The 18,647-nt window shown below is 37.0% G+C and carries 14 protein-coding genes; 6 read left to right on the top strand and 8 right to left on the bottom strand.

What is annotated here, in order from left to right; translation table 11 throughout:
* Nucleotides 1–340: 340 nt before the first annotated feature.
* Nucleotides 341–1,354, top strand: coding sequence for a zinc-binding alcohol dehydrogenase family protein (locus OVA16_RS00715; RefSeq protein WP_267763019.1), 1,014 nt, complete (start codon nt 341–343; stop codon nt 1,352–1,354).
* A 105-nt stretch (nt 1,355–1,459) separates the two neighbouring features.
* Complete coding sequence (locus OVA16_RS00720; RefSeq protein ID WP_267763020.1) at nt 1,460–1,798, top strand: n-acetylglutamate synthase; 339 nt, start codon at nt 1,460–1,462, stop codon at nt 1,796–1,798.
* 1 nt (nt 1,799) lies between these two features.
* On the opposite strand, the gene OVA16_RS00725 is transcribed toward OVA16_RS00720, so the two are convergent.
* From OVA16_RS00725 to OVA16_RS00740, 4 genes are all read right to left on the bottom strand, one after another.
* Complete coding sequence (locus OVA16_RS00725; RefSeq protein WP_267763022.1) at nt 1,800–2,177, bottom strand: Fur family transcriptional regulator; 378 nt, start codon at nt 2,175–2,177, stop codon at nt 1,800–1,802.
* A 71-nt stretch (nt 2,178–2,248) separates the two neighbouring features.
* Nucleotides 2,249–3,211 carry an AAA family ATPase gene (locus OVA16_RS00730; protein WP_267763023.1) on the bottom strand — a complete coding sequence of 321 codons (963 nt, stop codon included), beginning with the start codon at nt 3,209–3,211 and terminating at the stop codon, nt 2,249–2,251.
* Nucleotides 3,212–3,214: 3 nt separating this feature from the next.
* Entirely contained in the window at nt 3,215–4,594 is a 1,380-nt protein-coding gene (locus OVA16_RS00735; protein WP_267763025.1) for a peptidylprolyl isomerase, read from the bottom strand.
* A gap of 134 nt (nt 4,595–4,728) precedes the next feature.
* A complete protein-coding gene (locus tag OVA16_RS00740) occupies nt 4,729–5,319 on the bottom strand; it encodes a hypothetical protein (RefSeq protein ID WP_267763027.1) in 591 nt (196 codons plus the stop codon).
* A gap of 95 nt (nt 5,320–5,414) precedes the next feature.
* On the opposite strand from OVA16_RS00740, the gene OVA16_RS00745 reads away from it, so the two are divergent.
* Both OVA16_RS00745 and rdgB read left to right on the top strand, forming a co-directional pair.
* A complete protein-coding gene (locus tag OVA16_RS00745) occupies nt 5,415–6,068 on the top strand; it encodes a hypothetical protein (protein WP_267763029.1) in 654 nt (217 codons plus the stop codon).
* Nucleotides 6,069–6,226: 158 nt separating this feature from the next.
* Nucleotides 6,227–6,694, top strand: a complete 468-nt coding sequence (gene rdgB, locus OVA16_RS00750; RefSeq protein ID WP_324288461.1) for an RdgB/HAM1 family non-canonical purine NTP pyrophosphatase — start codon at nt 6,227–6,229, stop codon at nt 6,692–6,694.
* A gap of 269 nt (nt 6,695–6,963) precedes the next feature.
* Here rdgB and OVA16_RS00755 read toward each other — a convergent pair whose 3' ends face one another.
* The 4 genes from OVA16_RS00755 to OVA16_RS00770 all read right to left on the bottom strand — a co-directional run bounded on the left by OVA16_RS00755 (nt 6,964) and on the right by OVA16_RS00770 (nt 11,195).
* Nucleotides 6,964–8,418, bottom strand: coding sequence for a serine hydrolase domain-containing protein (locus OVA16_RS00755; RefSeq protein ID WP_267763031.1), 1,455 nt, complete (start codon nt 8,416–8,418; stop codon nt 6,964–6,966).
* Nucleotides 8,419–8,422: 4 nt separating this feature from the next.
* The gene (locus OVA16_RS00760; RefSeq protein WP_267763033.1) at nt 8,423–8,782 is read right to left on the bottom strand and encodes a hypothetical protein; all 360 of its coding nucleotides are present in this window, start codon (nt 8,780–8,782) and stop codon (nt 8,423–8,425) included.
* Nucleotides 8,769–10,406 (bottom strand): amidohydrolase, encoded by a 1,638-nt coding sequence (locus OVA16_RS00765; protein ID WP_267763035.1) that lies wholly within the window; start codon nt 10,404–10,406, stop codon nt 8,769–8,771. The genes OVA16_RS00760 and OVA16_RS00765 overlap by 14 nt, the downstream gene beginning before the upstream one ends.
* 294 nt (nt 10,407–10,700) lie before the next feature.
* Nucleotides 10,701–11,195, bottom strand: a complete 495-nt coding sequence (locus OVA16_RS00770) for a cytidine deaminase (RefSeq protein ID WP_267763037.1) — start codon at nt 11,193–11,195, stop codon at nt 10,701–10,703.
* A gap of 167 nt (nt 11,196–11,362) precedes the next feature.
* Here OVA16_RS00770 and OVA16_RS00775 point away from each other — a divergent pair, with 167 nt between their 5' ends.
* Both OVA16_RS00775 and OVA16_RS00780 read left to right on the top strand, forming a co-directional pair.
* Nucleotides 11,363–16,354: a translocation/assembly module TamB domain-containing protein gene (locus OVA16_RS00775; protein ID WP_267763038.1), complete on the top strand. Its 4,992-nt coding sequence runs from the start codon at nt 11,363–11,365 to the stop codon at nt 16,352–16,354.
* Nucleotides 16,338–18,635 carry a BamA/TamA family outer membrane protein gene (locus OVA16_RS00780; protein WP_267763039.1) on the top strand — a complete coding sequence of 766 codons (2,298 nt, stop codon included), beginning with the start codon at nt 16,338–16,340 and terminating at the stop codon, nt 18,633–18,635. Before OVA16_RS00775 ends, OVA16_RS00780 begins: the two co-directional genes overlap by 17 nt.
* The last annotated feature ends 12 nt before the right edge of the window (nt 18,636–18,647 follow it).

The following is an 18,647-nucleotide window of genomic DNA, read 5'->3' on the forward strand; positions in this document are numbered from 1 at the left end:
ACTCACTTTAATTTATTCTTTAGAAAAGCAAAAAACAAGCAAGCATTTAAGTAAGTCCCGCTTTTGTTGCAATCTTTTTGCGTCAAGTTTCCTATCATAACAAAGGCAGTAGCAACAAAAAGTATTTACACGCAATCGGGTTTATTTTACAAAAACCTATTAGTAAATCTTTGCGCTCTTTGCGAACCTCTTTTTTTCTTTGCGGATAATATTATACCGCAAAGTTTTTGAACTATTAGAAAAGAACGCAAAGAAAAAGATTTTAGATTAAAATAAAACAACTTTCTAATGACAACGGAATTGCGCTTCTCTTTTAAATTTGTTTAAAACATTAATTTTTATGAAAGCAGTAGGATTTAAAACTTCCCTTCCCATAGCCGCAACAAATAGCTTTATAGATTTTGAAACTGAAAAACCAAGTCCACAAGGACATGAGCTTTTGGTAAAAATAAATGCCATTGCAGTAAACCCCGTAGATTATAAAATTAGGCAGAATGCAGCAAAAGACACTGAACTGGCAACACCTAAAATTATTGGATGGGATGCCTGTGGCGTAGTAGAAGCTGTTGGAAATGAAGCTTCTTTATTTGCGGTGGGCGATGAAGTTTATTATGCTGGCGACATTACCAAACCCGGTTGTAATGCCGAATATCAAGTTATTGACGAACGAATTGTAGGCAAAAAACCAAAAAGCTTGAACCATACTGAAGCTGCAGCAATGCCGCTTACTGCACTTACAGCCTGGGAAATTATTTTCGATAGAATTCGTATCAGTGCAGAAAAGGATAAGGACAAAACTTTGCTAATTATTGCTGGTGCAGGTGGTGTGGGTTCTATCACTATTCAATTGGCCAAAAAGATAGCTGGTTTAAAGGTTGTTGCAACCGCATCTAGACCAGAAAGCATAGCATGGTGCAAACAGATGGGCGCAGATGTAGTGGTAAATCATAAAAACCTCACAGAAGAAGTTAGAAATGCAGGTTTCCAATACGTAGATTTTATTGTTGATTTTGTAGACACTAATGCCTATTGGGATGAAATGGCAGAACTTATCAAACCGCAAGGCCATATTGCTTCCATTACTGGAAGTGCCACACCAATTGCCTTGAATAAGTTGAAAACCAAAAGTGCTAGCTTCTCTTGGGAGTTTATGTACACTCGCTCTACCTTCCAAACCGAAGATATAATTGAGCAGCATCACATTCTTAATAAAGTAGCCGATTTAATTGACGAAGGTGTTTTAGTACATACGCTAACCCAAACGTTAACTGGGCTTTCTGCCGAAACCTTAAAGCAAGCTCACGAACAATTAGAATCGGGAACTACCATTGGCAAGTTGGCAATTAAGTTTTAAGAACAAATACGGCATTTACCATAGCCACTACAAATAAAACCTATGAAAATATGAAGTGTAGCACTTAGATGGTTAAGGCTTCTAATAAATAATTTTATCCGCATCATGATTAATTACAATCAAAAGGTTTTTAGACCAATTAGCAATACCGAAAACGGAGAAACCTCTAACGAAACTGTTTTTATTTACGAACAAAACGGATCCATACTTACATCGTATTACAGCGGTGGAAAAGTGATAAGCGGCCATTTAATTGGTTTAGTAGACCAACAAGGTAACATAGATATGCGCTATCATCAAATTAATAACAACGGAGAGCTGATGACTGGCAAATGCTTTTCTGTTCCAGAAATATTACCAAGTGGAAAAATCAGGCTTCATGAAACTTGGGAATGGACTTCTGGCGACTATTCTAAAGGGAAATCGATTATAGAAGAACAATAAGCTAGGAGCATTTAGGGCACAAACCCGAAAGGGTAAAGTTTACTTCCTTAACTTGATATTGCTGCGGTAATTTAAAAGTTGGTTCAATATCCTCTAAACAGGTTACAGATTTACATTTTTCACAGCTAAAGTGAACGTGGTTATGATGGTGCTGTTTTTCACAATCATGGCATTCTGCGTATTTAATTACACCATCTACGTTCACAATTCTATGTACGGCACCGTCTTCCACCAGTCGGTCTAATACTCGATAAATGGTAACCCTATCACACAAGTCATTTAAAGCAGCCTGTATCTCGGCATGCGATAAAGCCACATCAGAAGTATGAATCAGTTTTTTGATTTCGGTTTTTGCTACGGTGTTTCTTGTAATTTTCATACCATACAAATATACAAAATCTACGGCATCAAATATTTTAATACCCTAATCAGACTTTATGATGATAATAGCTAGAAAAGATTTTTGATAATCTGCTCGGTTGTTAAGCCTTCTGCCTCTGCCCTGTAATTACGCACAATTCTGTGGCGTAAAATACCTTCGGCTACAGCTTGTACATCTTCAATATCTGGAGCATATTTACCCGAAATAGCGGCATGACATTTTGCTCCCAACACTAAAAATTGCGAAGCTCTAGGCCCAGCACCCCAAGAAATAAAGTTATTGATTTCTGCCGTTGCAAACTCACTATTGGGGCGTGTTTTAGCGACCAACTTTACTGCGTATTCCAACACGTTATCCGTTACCGGAATATTTCTTATCAACTTTTGAAAATACTGGATTTCGCTGGCATTAATAATTTTTTGCAAGGCCATAGTAGCATTGCTTGTGGTGTTTTTAACAATAGTCAATTCATCAGCGAATGCTGGATAACCAAGCGAAATATTAAACATGAAACGGTCTAACTGCGCCTCTGGCAAAGGATAGGTGCCTTCTTGCTCTATCGGATTTTGCGTTGCCAGTACAAAAAACGGCTGAGGCAGACCATGGGTAACTCCTGCTGCTGTAACGGCCTTTTCCTGCATGGCTTCTAACAAAGCGGCTTGCGTTTTAGGCGGTGTACGGTTAATTTCATCAGCCAAGATGATATTTGAAAAAATAGGACCTTTTATAAATTTAAACTGACGGTCTTCGCCCAAAATTTCTGCACCAATAATATCGCTAGGCATTAAATCTGGTGTAAACTGAATTCGATTAAAATTGAGATCGAGCACATTAGCTACCGTTTGAACCAATAAGGTTTTGGCCAAACCTGGCACACCTACTAACAAACAGTGCCCATTGCTAAAAATAGCAATGAGCACTTGTTTCACAATTTCGTCTTGTCCAATTACAACCTTGCCTATTTCGGCATGTATATTTTTAAATGATTGATGCAGGGCATCAACGGCTTCTACCTCATTTTTAAACTGCATTGGCTACTTACTGTCTTTATCTTTTTTAACCCAAAGTTTCAATTCGTCACAAGTTTGAAATTCCTCGTCAACCCTAATATAAGTAGTTTCTTTTCGTTTTTCAAACCATTCGCTCATTACTTTCGATTCTTTCTGCTGTTGAGCTTTCTCTTTAAACTTCGGATAATCTTGTTCTAAACTAGCCTTGTGCGGCGCAATTTTAGACTTTAAGAAGAAGATTTTATACCCTTCTTTACCACTTTGTTGGTCGTTAAACTGAGTAGGCTTAGAAACTTCTCCCACTTTCATGGTATCAATTACCACAAATACAGCTGGGTCTAATTTCTCTACTGGCATTAGTGTAGTTCTGGCAGTTTGATTATCTGCATACAGCATCATACCACCATTGTACTGCGTTTCTTTATTATCAGAATATAGCGAAGCAGCGGTTGCAAATGGCAACTTTTTAGTTGCTAAATCTTTATAAATACTATCTGCTTTTAGTTTCACTCGCTCTAAACTTTGCGGGGTATTTTGCGGACGAACCAAGATATGTCTCACATGAGATTGCTCTCCCCTACGTTCAATTACTTGAAGAATATGGTAGCCATATTCCGTTTCGAATACCGGCGACATTTCTCCCGCTTTTAATTTAAATGCCCAAGCGGTAAATTCCTTTACCATGGTTTGCCTGTCTATAAAACCATAATCTCCACCTTCGGCAGCAGAACCAGGATCTTCTGAATAGGTTTTAGCTAAGAACCCAAAATCTTCTCCACTTTTAACACGTAGGCGAATGGCTTCTAACTTATCGTAAAAACGTTGCTTTTCTACTTTGGTTAGTTTTGGCTGCAAAACAATTTCTCCAACTTCAACCTCTGCACCAATATCGGGCAAGCTATCTTTTGGGTAAGTATCAAAATATTTTTTTACTTCTAAAGGTGTTACCGTTATATTTTCGGTAATTTTTGCTTGCATTTTTTGCGCAATCAATCCTTCCTTGATATCAGGTCGCATTTCATCTTTATATTGCAGCAAAGATTTTTGCAAAAATTGCTCCAAACGTTCTTGTCCACCCATACGTTGTACTTGGTAGCGCATGCGCTTATCTAGCTCGTCATCTACTTGGCCTTCTTCTACCACAATAGAGTCAATCTCGGCTTGTTGCTTTAACAACTTTTGCACTAACATTTGCTGTAAAAAGTAACATTTAGCTTTTGGGTCTGCCGGATTTCCCTGGTTTAAATAGATAGCATATTGTTGGTTTAAATCAGACAATAAGATAATATTGCTCCCTACTACGGCTACTACCTTATCTAGGTTAGGTTTTGGTTGTGCCTTAACGCTCTCAACGTTCAAAAACAAGCAAATTAGTAGGCTTGCTATTGATAAAATTTTCTTCATTAGTATGCTAATTCTGTTGTATAATTTGCAAAGTTAAAATTATTATTGGTGGTTAATTGTTTTTATTGTTTATCCCCATAGCTACCGAGAGGTTAACTGATTTAATATGTCGTTAACCTTTAACCACCAACTGTTTAGTTTTTCGCCATTTTTTTTAACTCTGCCTGGTTAATTTTTATCTTGTATTTAGATCTCAAGCTATCTACCCAATTGGCTTCGAGCTGCTCTTGGTAATCTCCAACAACCTGTCCCCTTACTTCTTCAAATGGCTTGTCTTGATAATTCTTAGCGTTATTTAAGTAAAAAGTTCTCAATTTATTTTCATCATCTTGAGCCTTTCCCCATATTTTTTGTTCACATAAATTAAACATCAATACGCCTTCTCTATACTCATTCATAAGGTAAGCGTACTCTGCGGCATCAACAGAAAACTTTTTCTGCGCTTTCAAAGCTTCTTCATACCCTGCAATTTCTTGCTTGTAGGTTTCATCGGTATCTAAACCTAAAGCTTTTGCCTCGGCAACTTTCAATTTAAAATTAATGTACAGCTCTAAATAGGCTGCCAAATCTTTTTGGTTTAAACTAGTTTCGCCAACATGATTTTTCTTGTAAACCCAAAGAAACTCTTTGCAACTGATGGGATTATTGTTTATTGTAGCTATATTTTGAGCATACAAAATACTTCCCGCAGCAGTAAAAAACAGAACTAAAAAGGCTTTCTTCACAAAAGATGCGTTTGTTAATTAATGGATAAAAGTAACAATTTAAGGTGCTATAATAAGATATTTAACTAATTTTAACAGAAATTTTTTTCATAAAAATGAATAGCAATCAACTTATAACTAACGCAGAAGCTTTACGTTTATTTTTTAACGACGATGTTTATTTAACAGCGGATGCTACTGCATTAGCGAGCCAAGCTAGTCATGAAATTGAGCAAGCCCCAGACTTAGTAACCAAACAAGAAACAGCACTACCTAAACTGGCAACAAGCCAAACCGAAAAAATTACTACGTTACCAAAACTAGAAGAGCCTGCAGCCGCTTACCCTGCCACTTTCGATTTTAAATACTTGGGCAAAAACGAAAAGTCTATCCTAATTTTGGTAAACGATGTGCAAAACCCCGTGAGCAGCCCTCAAGGCACCGAATTGTTGAGGAAATTGGTTTTATCCATCAACCTAAAAAATGCCGATTTTGCGTTGGTTAATTATGCCAATTATACTGATGCTAAGTTTGAGCATTTGCATTCGTTTTTTGCTTGTAAATTAGTTATTTCATTTGGGGTTACGCCGGTAAATTTGGGCTTGGCCGAACAACTGCGACACCAGCTGAATGTGGTAAACAGCATTAAAATGATTTTTACACACAATTTGCACGATTTAGATACCGACCTCACTGCTAAAAAAGCACTATGGGCAACGTTAAAAAAACCTTATTTAAAGTTTGCAGTTATCAATAATCAGTTGCCCTAAACGCCCAAGAAGCATACCTTTAATTTATCAATACCAAAATCCCATAATATGTCACAAGAACTGGTATTCGCTACCAACAACGCACACAAAACAGAAGAAGTAGCTAAAATATTGGCACCCGACTACAAAGCTTACTTAACCTGAAAGACATTAATTGTTTGGTAGACATTCCAGAAACGGGTAATACTTTTGCCAAAAATGCTACCTTAAAAAGCACCTATGTTTTCGAGAATTTTGGATTAGATTGCTTTGCGGATGACAGTGGATTGGAAGTTGATGCGTTAAATAACGAACCTGGCATTTACTCAGCAAGATATAGTGGCGTAAAAAACGATACAGTTAATTTAGAGTTTCTACTTAAAAAAATGGATGGCCTAACTAACAGAAAAGCTAGATTTAAAACGGTAATTTCCTTATTAAAAAATGGGGAGAATTACTTTTTTGAGGGCATAATTGAAGGCACAATTAGAACAGCTCCCAGCGGAACAAATGGTTTTGGTTACGACCCCATTTTTGTGCCCAATGGGTATGATGTTACTTTTGCCGAAATGGAAATGAGCGAAAAGAACAAAATTAGTCACCGGGCTTTGGCCATGCAGAAATTGATAGCGTTTTTGAAGAAATAGAAAATGTAAGCTAGAAGGTTTGGCCACATCAGCCCCTCTTTCCGCTTTACTCCGCCTAGCTACGCAAAGGCTTCATGCCCGCTACAATAGGGTTTATTTAACAACGGAAGTTTACCAGCACCTACAGAAGATTGGCATCAATACCTTTTAACTAACAAGACTTACGAAGTTTTAAAAACTTCGTAAGTCTCTTAACTCTTTTCTAAAAAGTTTAAAGCTAAATACGATTATGATATGTCTCCCTAAGTTCGAAATGACGACAAATCAACTTATTTCTTTCCCTTATCTATCGCCTTATTAACCACGTCTTGTATACGTGGCCTAATGTTTAACCTACCCAACATTTCGCTTACCGTAGGGTGCACCCTATTGGTTAAAATAATGTAGATCATATTACGTGATGGGTCTGTCCAAACGCCAATACCGGTATAACCAGTATGCCCATAAGTTTCTGGAGAGGCCAATTCTGAAGGATATTTTTTGGTCAAATCTGGATCGTGCCTATCAAAACCTAAACCTCTACGGCTAACGTTAGACTGTTTTGTGGTAAACATTTCTACCGTTTGAGGTGTAAAATATTGTTCGCCGCCGTAAGTGCCTTTGTTTAATAGCATTTGATTATAGATGGCCAAATCGTTTGCACTACCAAATAAGCCTGCATGACCCGCAACACCGCCTTTTAAAGCCGCACCTTGATCGTGCACATAGCCTTCTAGCAAGGTTTTCCTAAACACTTTATCGTCTTCTGTAGGTACAATTCTATCTTTAGAAAATCTATTTCTAGGCAGGTAACCTGCGGTTTGCATACCCAAAGGTTTGTAAAATTGCTCTTGTACGTATTGGTCTTCGGGAATTTCAGAAATATGCTCTACAATATCTTGCATTACATACATACTAATATCGCTATATACATAACTACCTCTGGTTTTTATAGGCGAATTAAGCATTTTAGGCCACATAAAATCGTTAAAGAACCCTTTTTTGATGTAATAATTATCAGCTACTTTAGTAGGATAAGCCGCAGAAGAATCTCTACTGTAATCGCCTTCTTTTACATAATTATGAAACGGAATATATGGAATAAACCCCGCCTGGTGCAGCATTACCTCTCTCACATTGATATTGTTCATGGGCGATGTACGGGCCTTGGCAATGTAATACCCAACATTGGTATCTAATTTTAATTTTTGCTGCTCTACCAAACGCATTACGCTTGGTGTAGTAGCAGTGGTTTTAGTAACCGATGCCAAATCGAAAATATCAGTTACCTTATCGGCTTGTAGATTTTCATAAGTATGGTAACCAAATGCTTTATTATAAATCACTTTTCCATCTTTAGCTACCAGAACCACCATGCCTGGCGAAGCTTTTTTTGCAATACCTTCGTTAACAATCGCATCAATCTCTTTCAAATCGTTGCTGTTTACGTCTGCATCTTCGGGCACGGTATATTTTAAACGTGTGACAGTAGTGAGATAACCAGTGCCTTTAGCGTACTTGGTAGAATAGGTTTTATTTAGCATTTGCTTTGCGGCAATTCCTCCAAAAATAAACTGTGGAACTACCAAAGCCGCTTCTTCATTATCTTCGGAACTCCAAACCAAAGGAGCGTTAATTTGATCAAATGAGCTTAAAGCGCTGCCATCTCCAAAAAGTGCTACAATTACTTCTTTACTCTTCGCTAAACTTTCAACAAAGTTGATGTACTTTCCATTTCTGGCCATTTCGCTATTTAAAGCCACAATTAAGCTTACTGTAGAATTTCACATCATCTTCTAAATCGTTAAGGGTAGTAGAATCGGCATATTTTGCTGCATTTAATGTAACCACTGGTGCGTACTTATTCAACAAGCTATCAAAACCGATCTGGTTGTTGTAGCCTAAATCAATAGAAACAAAGCGTCTATCTGCTAAACCTACTACTGGAATTAACTTTTTATAGTTATTTAGCAGCACGGTACCCTTTACCACCTCGTTAATTTTATTTAAACGACTTTGATTTTGTTTATGATCTTGAGCACAAGCCGTAACTGTAATTACAGCAGTTAAACAAATGGCAAATATGCCCGACAGACTATTTTTCTTCATAAACTTTTTCTCCATTAACGTAGGTTCTAATTACTTTATTCTCTAAAATTTGCTTTGCGTTAGCTTTCATTACATCGTTTTGCATCATTACAAAGTCGGCTAATTTACCAACTTCTAGGCTTCCTTTCTCCTTTTCTTCAAAGTTAGCTTTAGCGGCCCAAATGGTCATGCCTTTTAAAGTTTCTTGGGCAGTTAACGCGTTTTCTGGCTGAAAACCTCCTTTCGGATAATCGCTTACATCTTTTCTAGCTGTTGCGGCATAGAAAGTAAGCATAGGGTTAATCTGCTCTACCGGAAAATCTGTTCCTAAAGGTAACCAACCATTTTGCTGCAACAATTGTTTGTAGGCATAAGCACCTTTTACTCGGTCTTTGCCTAAACGATCTTGCGCCCAATACATATCTGAAGTAGCGTGGGTTGGCTGTACCGAAGGCACTACCTTAGCTGCCCCAAACAACTTAAAATCTTGTTGATTAACTACTTGCGCATGTTCTATACGCCATCGTTTATCGTTATCTTTTGGTAAAATATTGTTATAGATTTTCAAAATAGCACGATTTGCCGAATCGCCAATGGCGTGGGTACACATCTGAAAATCGTTTTCGTAGATTTTTTTGGCTACTTGCTCAAAATGTGTCAAATCACTTAGCAAGAAGCCTTTTTTATTGGGCATATCGGCATAAGGATGCAGCAAACAAGCACCTCTCGATCCTAAAGCACCATCGGCATAAACTTTAAAGCCTCTAACGTTTAGTCTATCTGTTTTGATTTTACCTCGCTTAATTAGGTAATCGTAGTTTTTATCCGCATCAGAAAGCATTACATACAATCGCATTTTTAGGCTACCCTCATTTTGCAATTGCTCAATGCCCTCTACCGCTGCATAATCTAAACCACAATCATCAATTGTGGTAAGGCCTACCGCAAAGCAATTCTGCTGTGCCTGTAGCAAAAGCTCTTTCCTCCTTTCTTTGGTCAAATCTGGAATTTTAGCACTTACCAAGTTGATGGCATTGTCTATCAACATTCCGGTAGGTTTGCCGTCAATTTCCACAATATCGCCACCTGTTAGCTCATAAGATTTAGTAATATTTGCGGCATCTAATGCCTTTTGGTTGGCTATAGCAGCATGGCCATCTATACGGTGCAATAAAACTGGCCTGTCTGGAAATAGCTCGTCTAGTTTTTCTTTAGTGGGGAATTGTTTATTTGGCCAATCGTTTTGGTCCCAGCCTCTACCAATTAACCAGCCCTCTGGTTGCTTTTTGGCAAACACTTGCAATTTACTCAACACCTCTTCCCAGGATTTGGTAGCTGTTAAATCGGCATTATTTAAACTTTCCGCGTAACCAAAAAAATGAGCATGGGCATCAATAAATCCTGGATAAACAGCTTTCCCTTTGGCATCTACTTCTTCGTTGGCCGGGTAAGTTTTTCTGATATCCTCGGATTTCCCCAAGGCCAAAACCTTCCCATCTTTAATGGCCATTGCCTCCACCACCTCAAAATATTCGTTTACGGTATAAATTTGGGCATTGTAAATTACCAAATCGGCCTTTTTAGTAGAACAAGCCAAAAATAATATCATAATTACAAAGCACAACAGCATGTTAATCTTCTTCATACTAGTTTTGTTTTAGAATTTTAAAGATAGGAAGTTTAGGAAAAGAAAACCCACTTTTACTTTTTATTGGGAAAAAAATCAACAGTTTTTCTATTAAAAAAGCAAAAATATCAATTTAACTACCATACAGAAGATGGCATGATTTTTCTAAAGGGCATAAGTACACCTATTATTGAGTCTACATAATTTGGACCCTATATTTGCATATCAAAAACAGTTACATCTACCTATTTAAAACAACTTAAGACCAGGCATTAAGTTGTTTACTGTTAATGATTTGACTACCTATAACAATTAAAGAGAACCTGCCAAGCGATCTTCTACAAATACAAATGGGAGCAAGCTTCTTACTCCACTTACTTTAATAATTTGTCCGTTTAAACAATAAAAAATTACTGCAATTGGCGATTTTTGTTTTTGTTCAACCTCGGCCATTACCTGTAAACAGGCGCCACAAGAGGTTACTGGTTTTTTGATATCGAAGTTTTCTGTAAAGGCGGTAATAGCCATTGTGCTTACTACAGCACCAGGCTTATTTGAGCCTATAGCAAAAAGTGCCACTCGTTCGGCACACAATCCAGACGGATACGCCACATTTTCTTGGTTACTTCCTAACACAATCTCTCCATCGGCAAGCTGAATTGCCGTACCCACTTTAAATTTAGAATAGGGCGAATACGACGTTTTTAAAGCTTCTTCTGCCCTGATGCACAATTCTTTGTCTTCGGCAGAAAGTTCATTTATATTTTCGTAAGTTTCGTATGAGATTTTAAAATCAACTACATTCATAAATTAAACATACAAATTACAATTAACAAAAATTAGAATTAAACCATTTAGGGGTAGTTTTCTTAAAACCTTATCCATTATATTTTGTTTGTAACACTAGAAGAAAACTACTTTTTAAATAAGTAATTTAAATTACCATTATATTACCATCAAAAAATTAATCTCACTTGAACAAATATTTTAAAAAAGGTTTTAAAATCATCTTATGGATTATTGCAAGTATCATTTTACTAGTGGTACTTGTGGCATTATCTCTAAATATTCCTGCCGTACAAAACTTTGTAAAAGACAAAGCCATCAGCTACCTGAAAAACAAAACCAAAACCGAGGTAAGTTTAGAAAGCATTAAAATCGCTTTACCTAAAGATGTAGTACTAAATAAATTCTATATCGAAGACTTAAACAAAGACACATTATTATATGCCGAAAAACTACAGGTAGACATCAGTTTGTTTAAGCTCCTTAAAAACACCGTTGAAATTAATTATATTGATTTAAAAGGTATACGAGCTAATGTTAAGCGCATTAACCCAGATACCACATTTAACTTTTCTTTCTTGGTAGATTCTTTTGCTAGCGACCAAAAAAAACCTGAGGAAGAAGTTGCCAAAGACACCACATCAACCTTAAAATTCTCGGTAGATAAAGTTCGTTTTGAAGATATTGGCCTTACCTATCGGGATGATGTGGCAGGAAATAACGTAAAGTTTTATTTGGGAAAACTAGAAACGAACATTAAAGATTTTGATTTAGTGAACCAAAAATATGTAATTAAAGATTTTATCATCGATAATACCTCGTTGGTTTATTTACAACAAAAACCTTTAACTCAATTGGTGCAACACCTTACGAATAGTGTTGATAGTGTGCAGAAAGAAACAGGAAAACTGCCAACTATAGAAGTACAGCAATTTGAGTTTAACAAAGTAAAAGTTAATTACGATGACCAATTGACGACCACTAATGCGATTGCCGATGTAGACAAGTTACACTTCAATAATTTAATAGTTGATTTAACCAACGGAAAGTACACTACAGACAATGCGGAACTAGCTAATTCTTTCATCAAGTTTGCATTTAAACCAGCGCCAAGTAATGATTTGGATAAAGTGAAGGATACGGTTGTTGTAGAGCAGTCTTCGTTGGCGCTAGCTATCAAAAATATTGACCTTGTCAACAACCAACTACAGTTTGATAACCTTGGAGCAAAGCCACTTAAAAGCGGTATTGATTTTAACCATTTAAACATTAATGGATTAAACTTGGGTGCCGAAGATGTAAACTATAGCAGCAAAGGTATTACTGCTAAAGTTAAAAACGGTTCGATGAGTGATAAAAGCGGATTTGTATTAAATACTTTGCGAGGCGATGCCATTTACAACGATAAGCAGATTAAACTGAAGGATCTTGTACTGAAAACACCTCACACCAGCATCGAAAACGAAACTGATTTAACTTTCACTTCGTTGGATGATTTAACCAAAAACCCAGAGCGTGTAAAATTGGCCATTAATTTAAAAAACACTACCATTGGCTTAAAAGATGCCACCTTTTTTAGCGATGCATTGCCTAAACAATACACTAATCAAAAAATTAAAATAGATGCTAAAGTAGATGGTTACTTAAATAGGTTAAACATTTCTAAACTTCAAATTAGCGGACTTAAAAACACGCAAATAGACGTCAACGGTAAAGTAAATAATTTGACCGATGTAAACAAGACATTCTTAGATCTAAACATCAAGAAAGTTTACCTTACCAAAGGCGATATTTTGGCTGTTGCACCTAAAAACACCATACCTGCAAGTATAGAATTACCAGATGTGATTGATGCAAATGGTAAATTTACGGGATCGATGACTGATTTTACTACCAATTTGAATGTAAGAACAGATATGGGTGGTGCTGTTTTAGCGGCTAAAATGAACGGACCAAAAGGCAGAGAAAAGTACAAAGCGAACATTAGTCTGAACAACTTTAATGTTGGAAGATTACTGAAACAACAACCTACTTTAGGGAGAATTTCGGCAAAAGCAGATGTGGCTGGTATTGGCCTAGATGCTAAAAAAATAAATGCAAAATTTAATGCAACGGTGTTAAGTGCTTACTACAATAAATACAATTATCGCAATTTGAAATTATCTGGCAATTATGCCAACCAAAAAGTGGCTATTAAAGGTAACATGCCAGATAGTAACGCTAATTTTGATTTAACAGCTAGCGCAGATTTAGCAGGAAAATATCCAGCGGTAAAAGCAAATTTGGCGCTTAAACAAGTTGACTTGCAGAAACTAAATTTTAGCACTACAGAATTTAAACTTGCTGGAAACATTAAGGCTAATATTAAAACTGCAGATGTTGATTACCTAAATGGTGATGTTTTTGCCACAGGTTTGCAACTCGTAAAAGAAGGCAAGAAATTCAATGTCGATACCATCCAATTGAATGCCGTTTCTACTGCTACAGCAAACAAATTGGTGTTAAAATCGGAATTAATTAGTGCCACTGTTGATGGCAAGTACCAACTAAGTAAAGTGGGAAATGCCATCATCAATCAGATCAATAAATATTATGAGTTTGGCGAGGTAACCAAAGTACCACCGCAGCGCATCCGTTTTACGGCAAACATTTACAACCCTAAGTTTTTGCAAGATTTTGTGCCTGCGTTAACGTCGTTTGCACCATCAAGAATTAATGGCTTAATTGATACAGAGAAAGACAGTTTATTGATGAATGCCGTTTTTCCGAAAATAACTTACAACGGCATTAACTTAGACAGCATTAAACTAAACGTAGGGAACGAAGCCAAAAAACTAGATTATAAGTTGTTTATCAATGGTATCCAAAATACTTCAATAGCCTTATTTAATACTGAAATTTCTGGTTCGGCGGCTGATAACAAATTAGACTTGAATGTTTTCTTACGTGACAGGCAACGTAAGGACAAATACGTAATTGCTGGTATTTTCCAATCGATAAATAAAGATTTCCGTTTCAATTTAGATCCAGAAAAGCTTTTATTAGATTATGAAAAATGGACGGTAGCACCAGAAAATTATATTCAATTTGGTAATTCTGGAATTTTAGCACATCAATTCAACATCAGCCAAGGTTCTCAATTATTGAGCATCAATAGTACTTCTGAAGAACCTAACTCGCCCTTAAAAGTAGCGTTTAAAGATTTCCAGATAGAAACCTTAATGAAGTTTGCAGAAACCGATACCACTTTAGTTGGTGGTGCAATTAACGGAACAGTAGACGTAAAAGATTTGGCTTCGAACCCAAAATTTGAAGCCAATCTAGCTATCAACAAGTTACGTTACCAAAAAGACGAATTAGGCGACTTAAAGGCATTAGTGAACAACAATACAGAGAATGCTTTTGAGGTTGATGTTAATTTAAGAGGTGTGCACGAATTGTCGGCAAAAGGTTTGTATTATACTTCGCCTCAAAGTAATTTGGATCTGAACGTAAATATCGAAAAAATTGACTTAACGCAAATCGAAAGTGTAAGTGCTGGGCAAATTAAGGAGGGCAAAGGAACAATTTCGGGTGCTTTTACCGTAAAAGGCGAGTTAACAAAACCCGAAATTTTAGGTGATTTGAAATTTAACGACGCCGGAATGCGAATTGCCTATATCAACTCTTATTTTACCATGCCAACCCAAGAAATTGCTTTTAACAACCAGGGCGTTCGTTTCAATAATTTCACATTGGTAGATTCTCTAGGTAAAAAAGCTACAGTAAACGGTACCATTAACACCAACAATTTCAGTAATGTAGGCTTTGGTTTAGATATTAGAACCAACAATTTTAGGGTAATGAACTCTACCGCCGCAGACAATGACATGATTTACGGAACGGTTTATTTGAGCAGTAATATTCGTGTACGAGGCGATTTAAACCAGCCCGATGTAAACATGAATGTTACCGTAGAAAAAGGAACTAAATTCTACTACGCTATGCCAGTAGATGATCCATCGGTTATTGACCAAGAAGGCATTGTACAGTTTATAGACGCCGATGCCCCACCGTTTAACGGGCAAAAAGATTTGAAAGCAGATAGCGTGAGTAAATCGCCAATTAAAGGGATTAATTTAGTGGCCGATATCAACGTTAATCCAGAAGCGGAGTTAAACGTGGTGGTAGACCCAGCCAACGGCGATATGCTAACCATTAAAGGCGATGCAGATTTGAACGCTACGATGGACCCGAGTGGAAAAATTAGCATGACCGGGCGCTACGAAGTGGTAGATGGTTCTTACAACTTGTCTGTAGGTCCGTTAGGTAAAAAGCCTTTTAAATTAGTTAAAGGAAGTACCCTAACATGGACCGGAGAACCAACCGAAGCTAATGTAAACCTAACGGCACTTTATGAAGTTAACGCGGCACCAATAGATTTGCTAAATGACCCATCATTAACTACAGCAAAAACTAAACTTCCTTTCCAAGTGTATTTGTACATGAAAGGCGAGTTGTTAAAACCTATTATTTCGTTTAAAATTGATTTACCAGAAAACGAGAGAGGAACTGCAGTTGGCAGCCAGGCTTACACCAAACTTCAAATCGTAAATAGAGACGAAAACGAACTGAACAAACAAGTGTTTGCCTTATTGGCATTAAATAGGTTTATCGCCAACAATCCGTTCCAAAGCTTAGCTGGTGGTGGTGGTGGCGTTTCTACCCTTGCCCGCTCTAGCGTAAGTAAATTACTAACCGAGCAGTTAAATAATTTGGCATCTGATTTAGTACAGGGCGTAGACTTAAACTTTGGTGTAAACTCATCAGAAGATTATTCTACAGGTAGTTTAGAACAAAAAACAGATTTAGAACTGGGCATTTCAAAAAAATTACTAAACGATAGGTTAACTGTAACTGTTGGCAGCTCGTTTGCTTTAGAAGGCCCACAGCAGGCTAACCAAAATGCAACCAACATAGCCGATAATGTAAACGTAGAATATGCGCTTTCTAGAGATGGGCGTTACAGATTACGGGCTTACAGACGTAACCAAACAGAAAGTGTGGTAGAAGGACAAATTATCGAAACAGGGCTAGGTTTTAGCTTAGTTGTTGACTATAATAGATTTAAAGAAATATTCCAAAAACGTAGAAAAAGAAACAATGTTGAACAAAGACCAAAAAATGAGAAAACTAATTAAAATTGGCGCTTTCATATTGGCATGTTCAGTTTTTGCCAATTGCAGCAACACCCGATACTTAAAACCAGGGCAAAACCTTTATAAAGGTGCCGAGGTAAAAATCAATCCAGATTCTTCTTCTAAAATTGACAATGCCAAGCAGGTAAAGTCGGAGTTAGAAGGCAAAACAAGACCTCGCCCAAATAAATCTTTTTTAGGCTTAAAACCTGCATTATTCATTTATAACTTAGCTGGCGAACCTAAAAAACCAAAGGGAATTAGGAATTGGCTACGCAACAAAGTTGGAGAACCGCCAGTATTAATGAGCGAGGTAAAACTCAAATACAACAATGATGTACTTAAAAGTTATTTGATTAGCCAGGGATATTTACAGGCTGAGGTTACGGCCGATACCGTGATTAAAAGACGCCGCGGAAAGGCAATTTATACCGCCAACACTGGCATTAGATATAAAATAAACCAAATAACTTTTCCACCAGATACTGGCGATTTAACACATGTGATTAACCAAAACAAGGATAAGACATTACTAAAATCTGGAGATTTTTATGATTTAGATACCTATAAAAACGAGCGGATAAGAATAGATAATGATTTGAAGGAAAGTGGTTATTTCTATTTCAGTCCCGAGCATTTGATTTTACAGGTAGATAGTACCATAGGTAAAAATCTAGTAAACGTAAATGTTCGTATTAAAAACACCACACCCGATGCCTCTTTAAAGCCTTACACCATCAAAAACATTAACATTTACCCCAGCTATAGCTTGCGCAGAGATAGCTTATTAAGAAAACTAGAACCTATAAAATACAACGATTTTAACATTTACGATGACAGAAACACCTACAGATCAAGAGTTTTCGACAGATTAGTTTTCTTTAAAAAAGGAGAGCGTTACAATAGAAAAGACCATAACCAATCGTTAAACCGAATGGTTAACTTAGGTGCTTTTAGAGATGTTAGGGCAGAATTTTTACCGATAGATAGTTTCAAAAACAATCAACTAGACCTCAATATTTATCTTACACCGCTAAAGAAAAACTCACTTACTTTCTCGGTATTGGGCACCAATAAATCAAACAATTTTATTGGATCAGAGCTAAAGATTACACAAACCACCAGAAATATATTCAGAGGTGCAGAGCAACTGGATGTAAGTGCCAGTGGAGGTTTCGAAACACAATATAGCGGGCAATCAAAAGGAATTAATTCTTATTCGTTAACTGGCGAAGCGAAATTAACCTTACCCAGATTTATTGTACCATTTTACAAACCAAAAAGCACCAATGCATTTACGCCAAAAACCATCGTTTCGTTAGGTTATCAATTGTTGAGCAGAGATACCGTTTATAAATTAAATTCATTTAAAGCACAGTATGGTTACAACTGGAAAGAAAATCAGTTTAAGGAACACAACTTTAACCCTGCTTCGGTAAATTTGGTTACTTCTAACAGAGACACTACATCACTTGGCTACAAAGACCTAATCAAGCAAAACCCAGGTTTACAATACACCTTAGAAAATCAATTTATTATTGGCAGTAACTACAACTTTACTTTTACCAACCAAATGCAAGACAAGCGCAGGCATAATTTGTATTTTTTTGGAGGATTAGAAACCAGTGGTAACGTTTGGGGCTTATTTACACCAAAAAACGCTGAAGGTAAACGAGAACTATTTGGCACAGCTTTAACCCAGTTTGTAAGGGTAGAAACCGATTTAAGAAATTACTACAAAGTAACCCCAACAGTAATTTGGGCCAATCGCTTAAATTTAGGTTATGGCTATGCCTACGGCGGTAGCAACTCCTTACCTTTTGTCCGTCAGTTTTTTGCAGGTGGAACGAATGACATTAGGGCATTTAGGGCAAGATCTTTAGGGCCAGGCACGTTTAAAGTGGCTGATGATGTGGTTTTTGCCGACCAAGGTGGCGATATTAAAATGATGCTTAATTCGGAACTGAGATTTAAACTCGTAAGTATTTTACATGGCGCAGCCTTTGTAGATGCGGGCAACGTTTGGTTGCGCAAAGAAGATCCAGATAGAATTGGTTCTGAGTTTAAGTTAAAAAATGCTTTAGATGAACTGGCTGTGGGCACCGGTGTAGGGTTAAGGGTAGATGCTACTATTTTTGTCATCCGCCTTGATGGCGCTTTCCCCATACGTAAGCCTTTTTTACCTAGTGGCCAACGTTGGGTAGTTAACGATATAGATTTTGGCAGCAAAACTTGGAGAAGAGATAACTTAGTGCTTAATATTGGAATCGGTTATCCGTTTTAAAAATTTTTGAAT

Source organism: Pedobacter sp. SL55, assembly GCF_026625705.1.
In the GTDB taxonomy this organism is placed as follows: Bacteria; Bacteroidota; Bacteroidia; order Sphingobacteriales; family Sphingobacteriaceae; genus Pedobacter.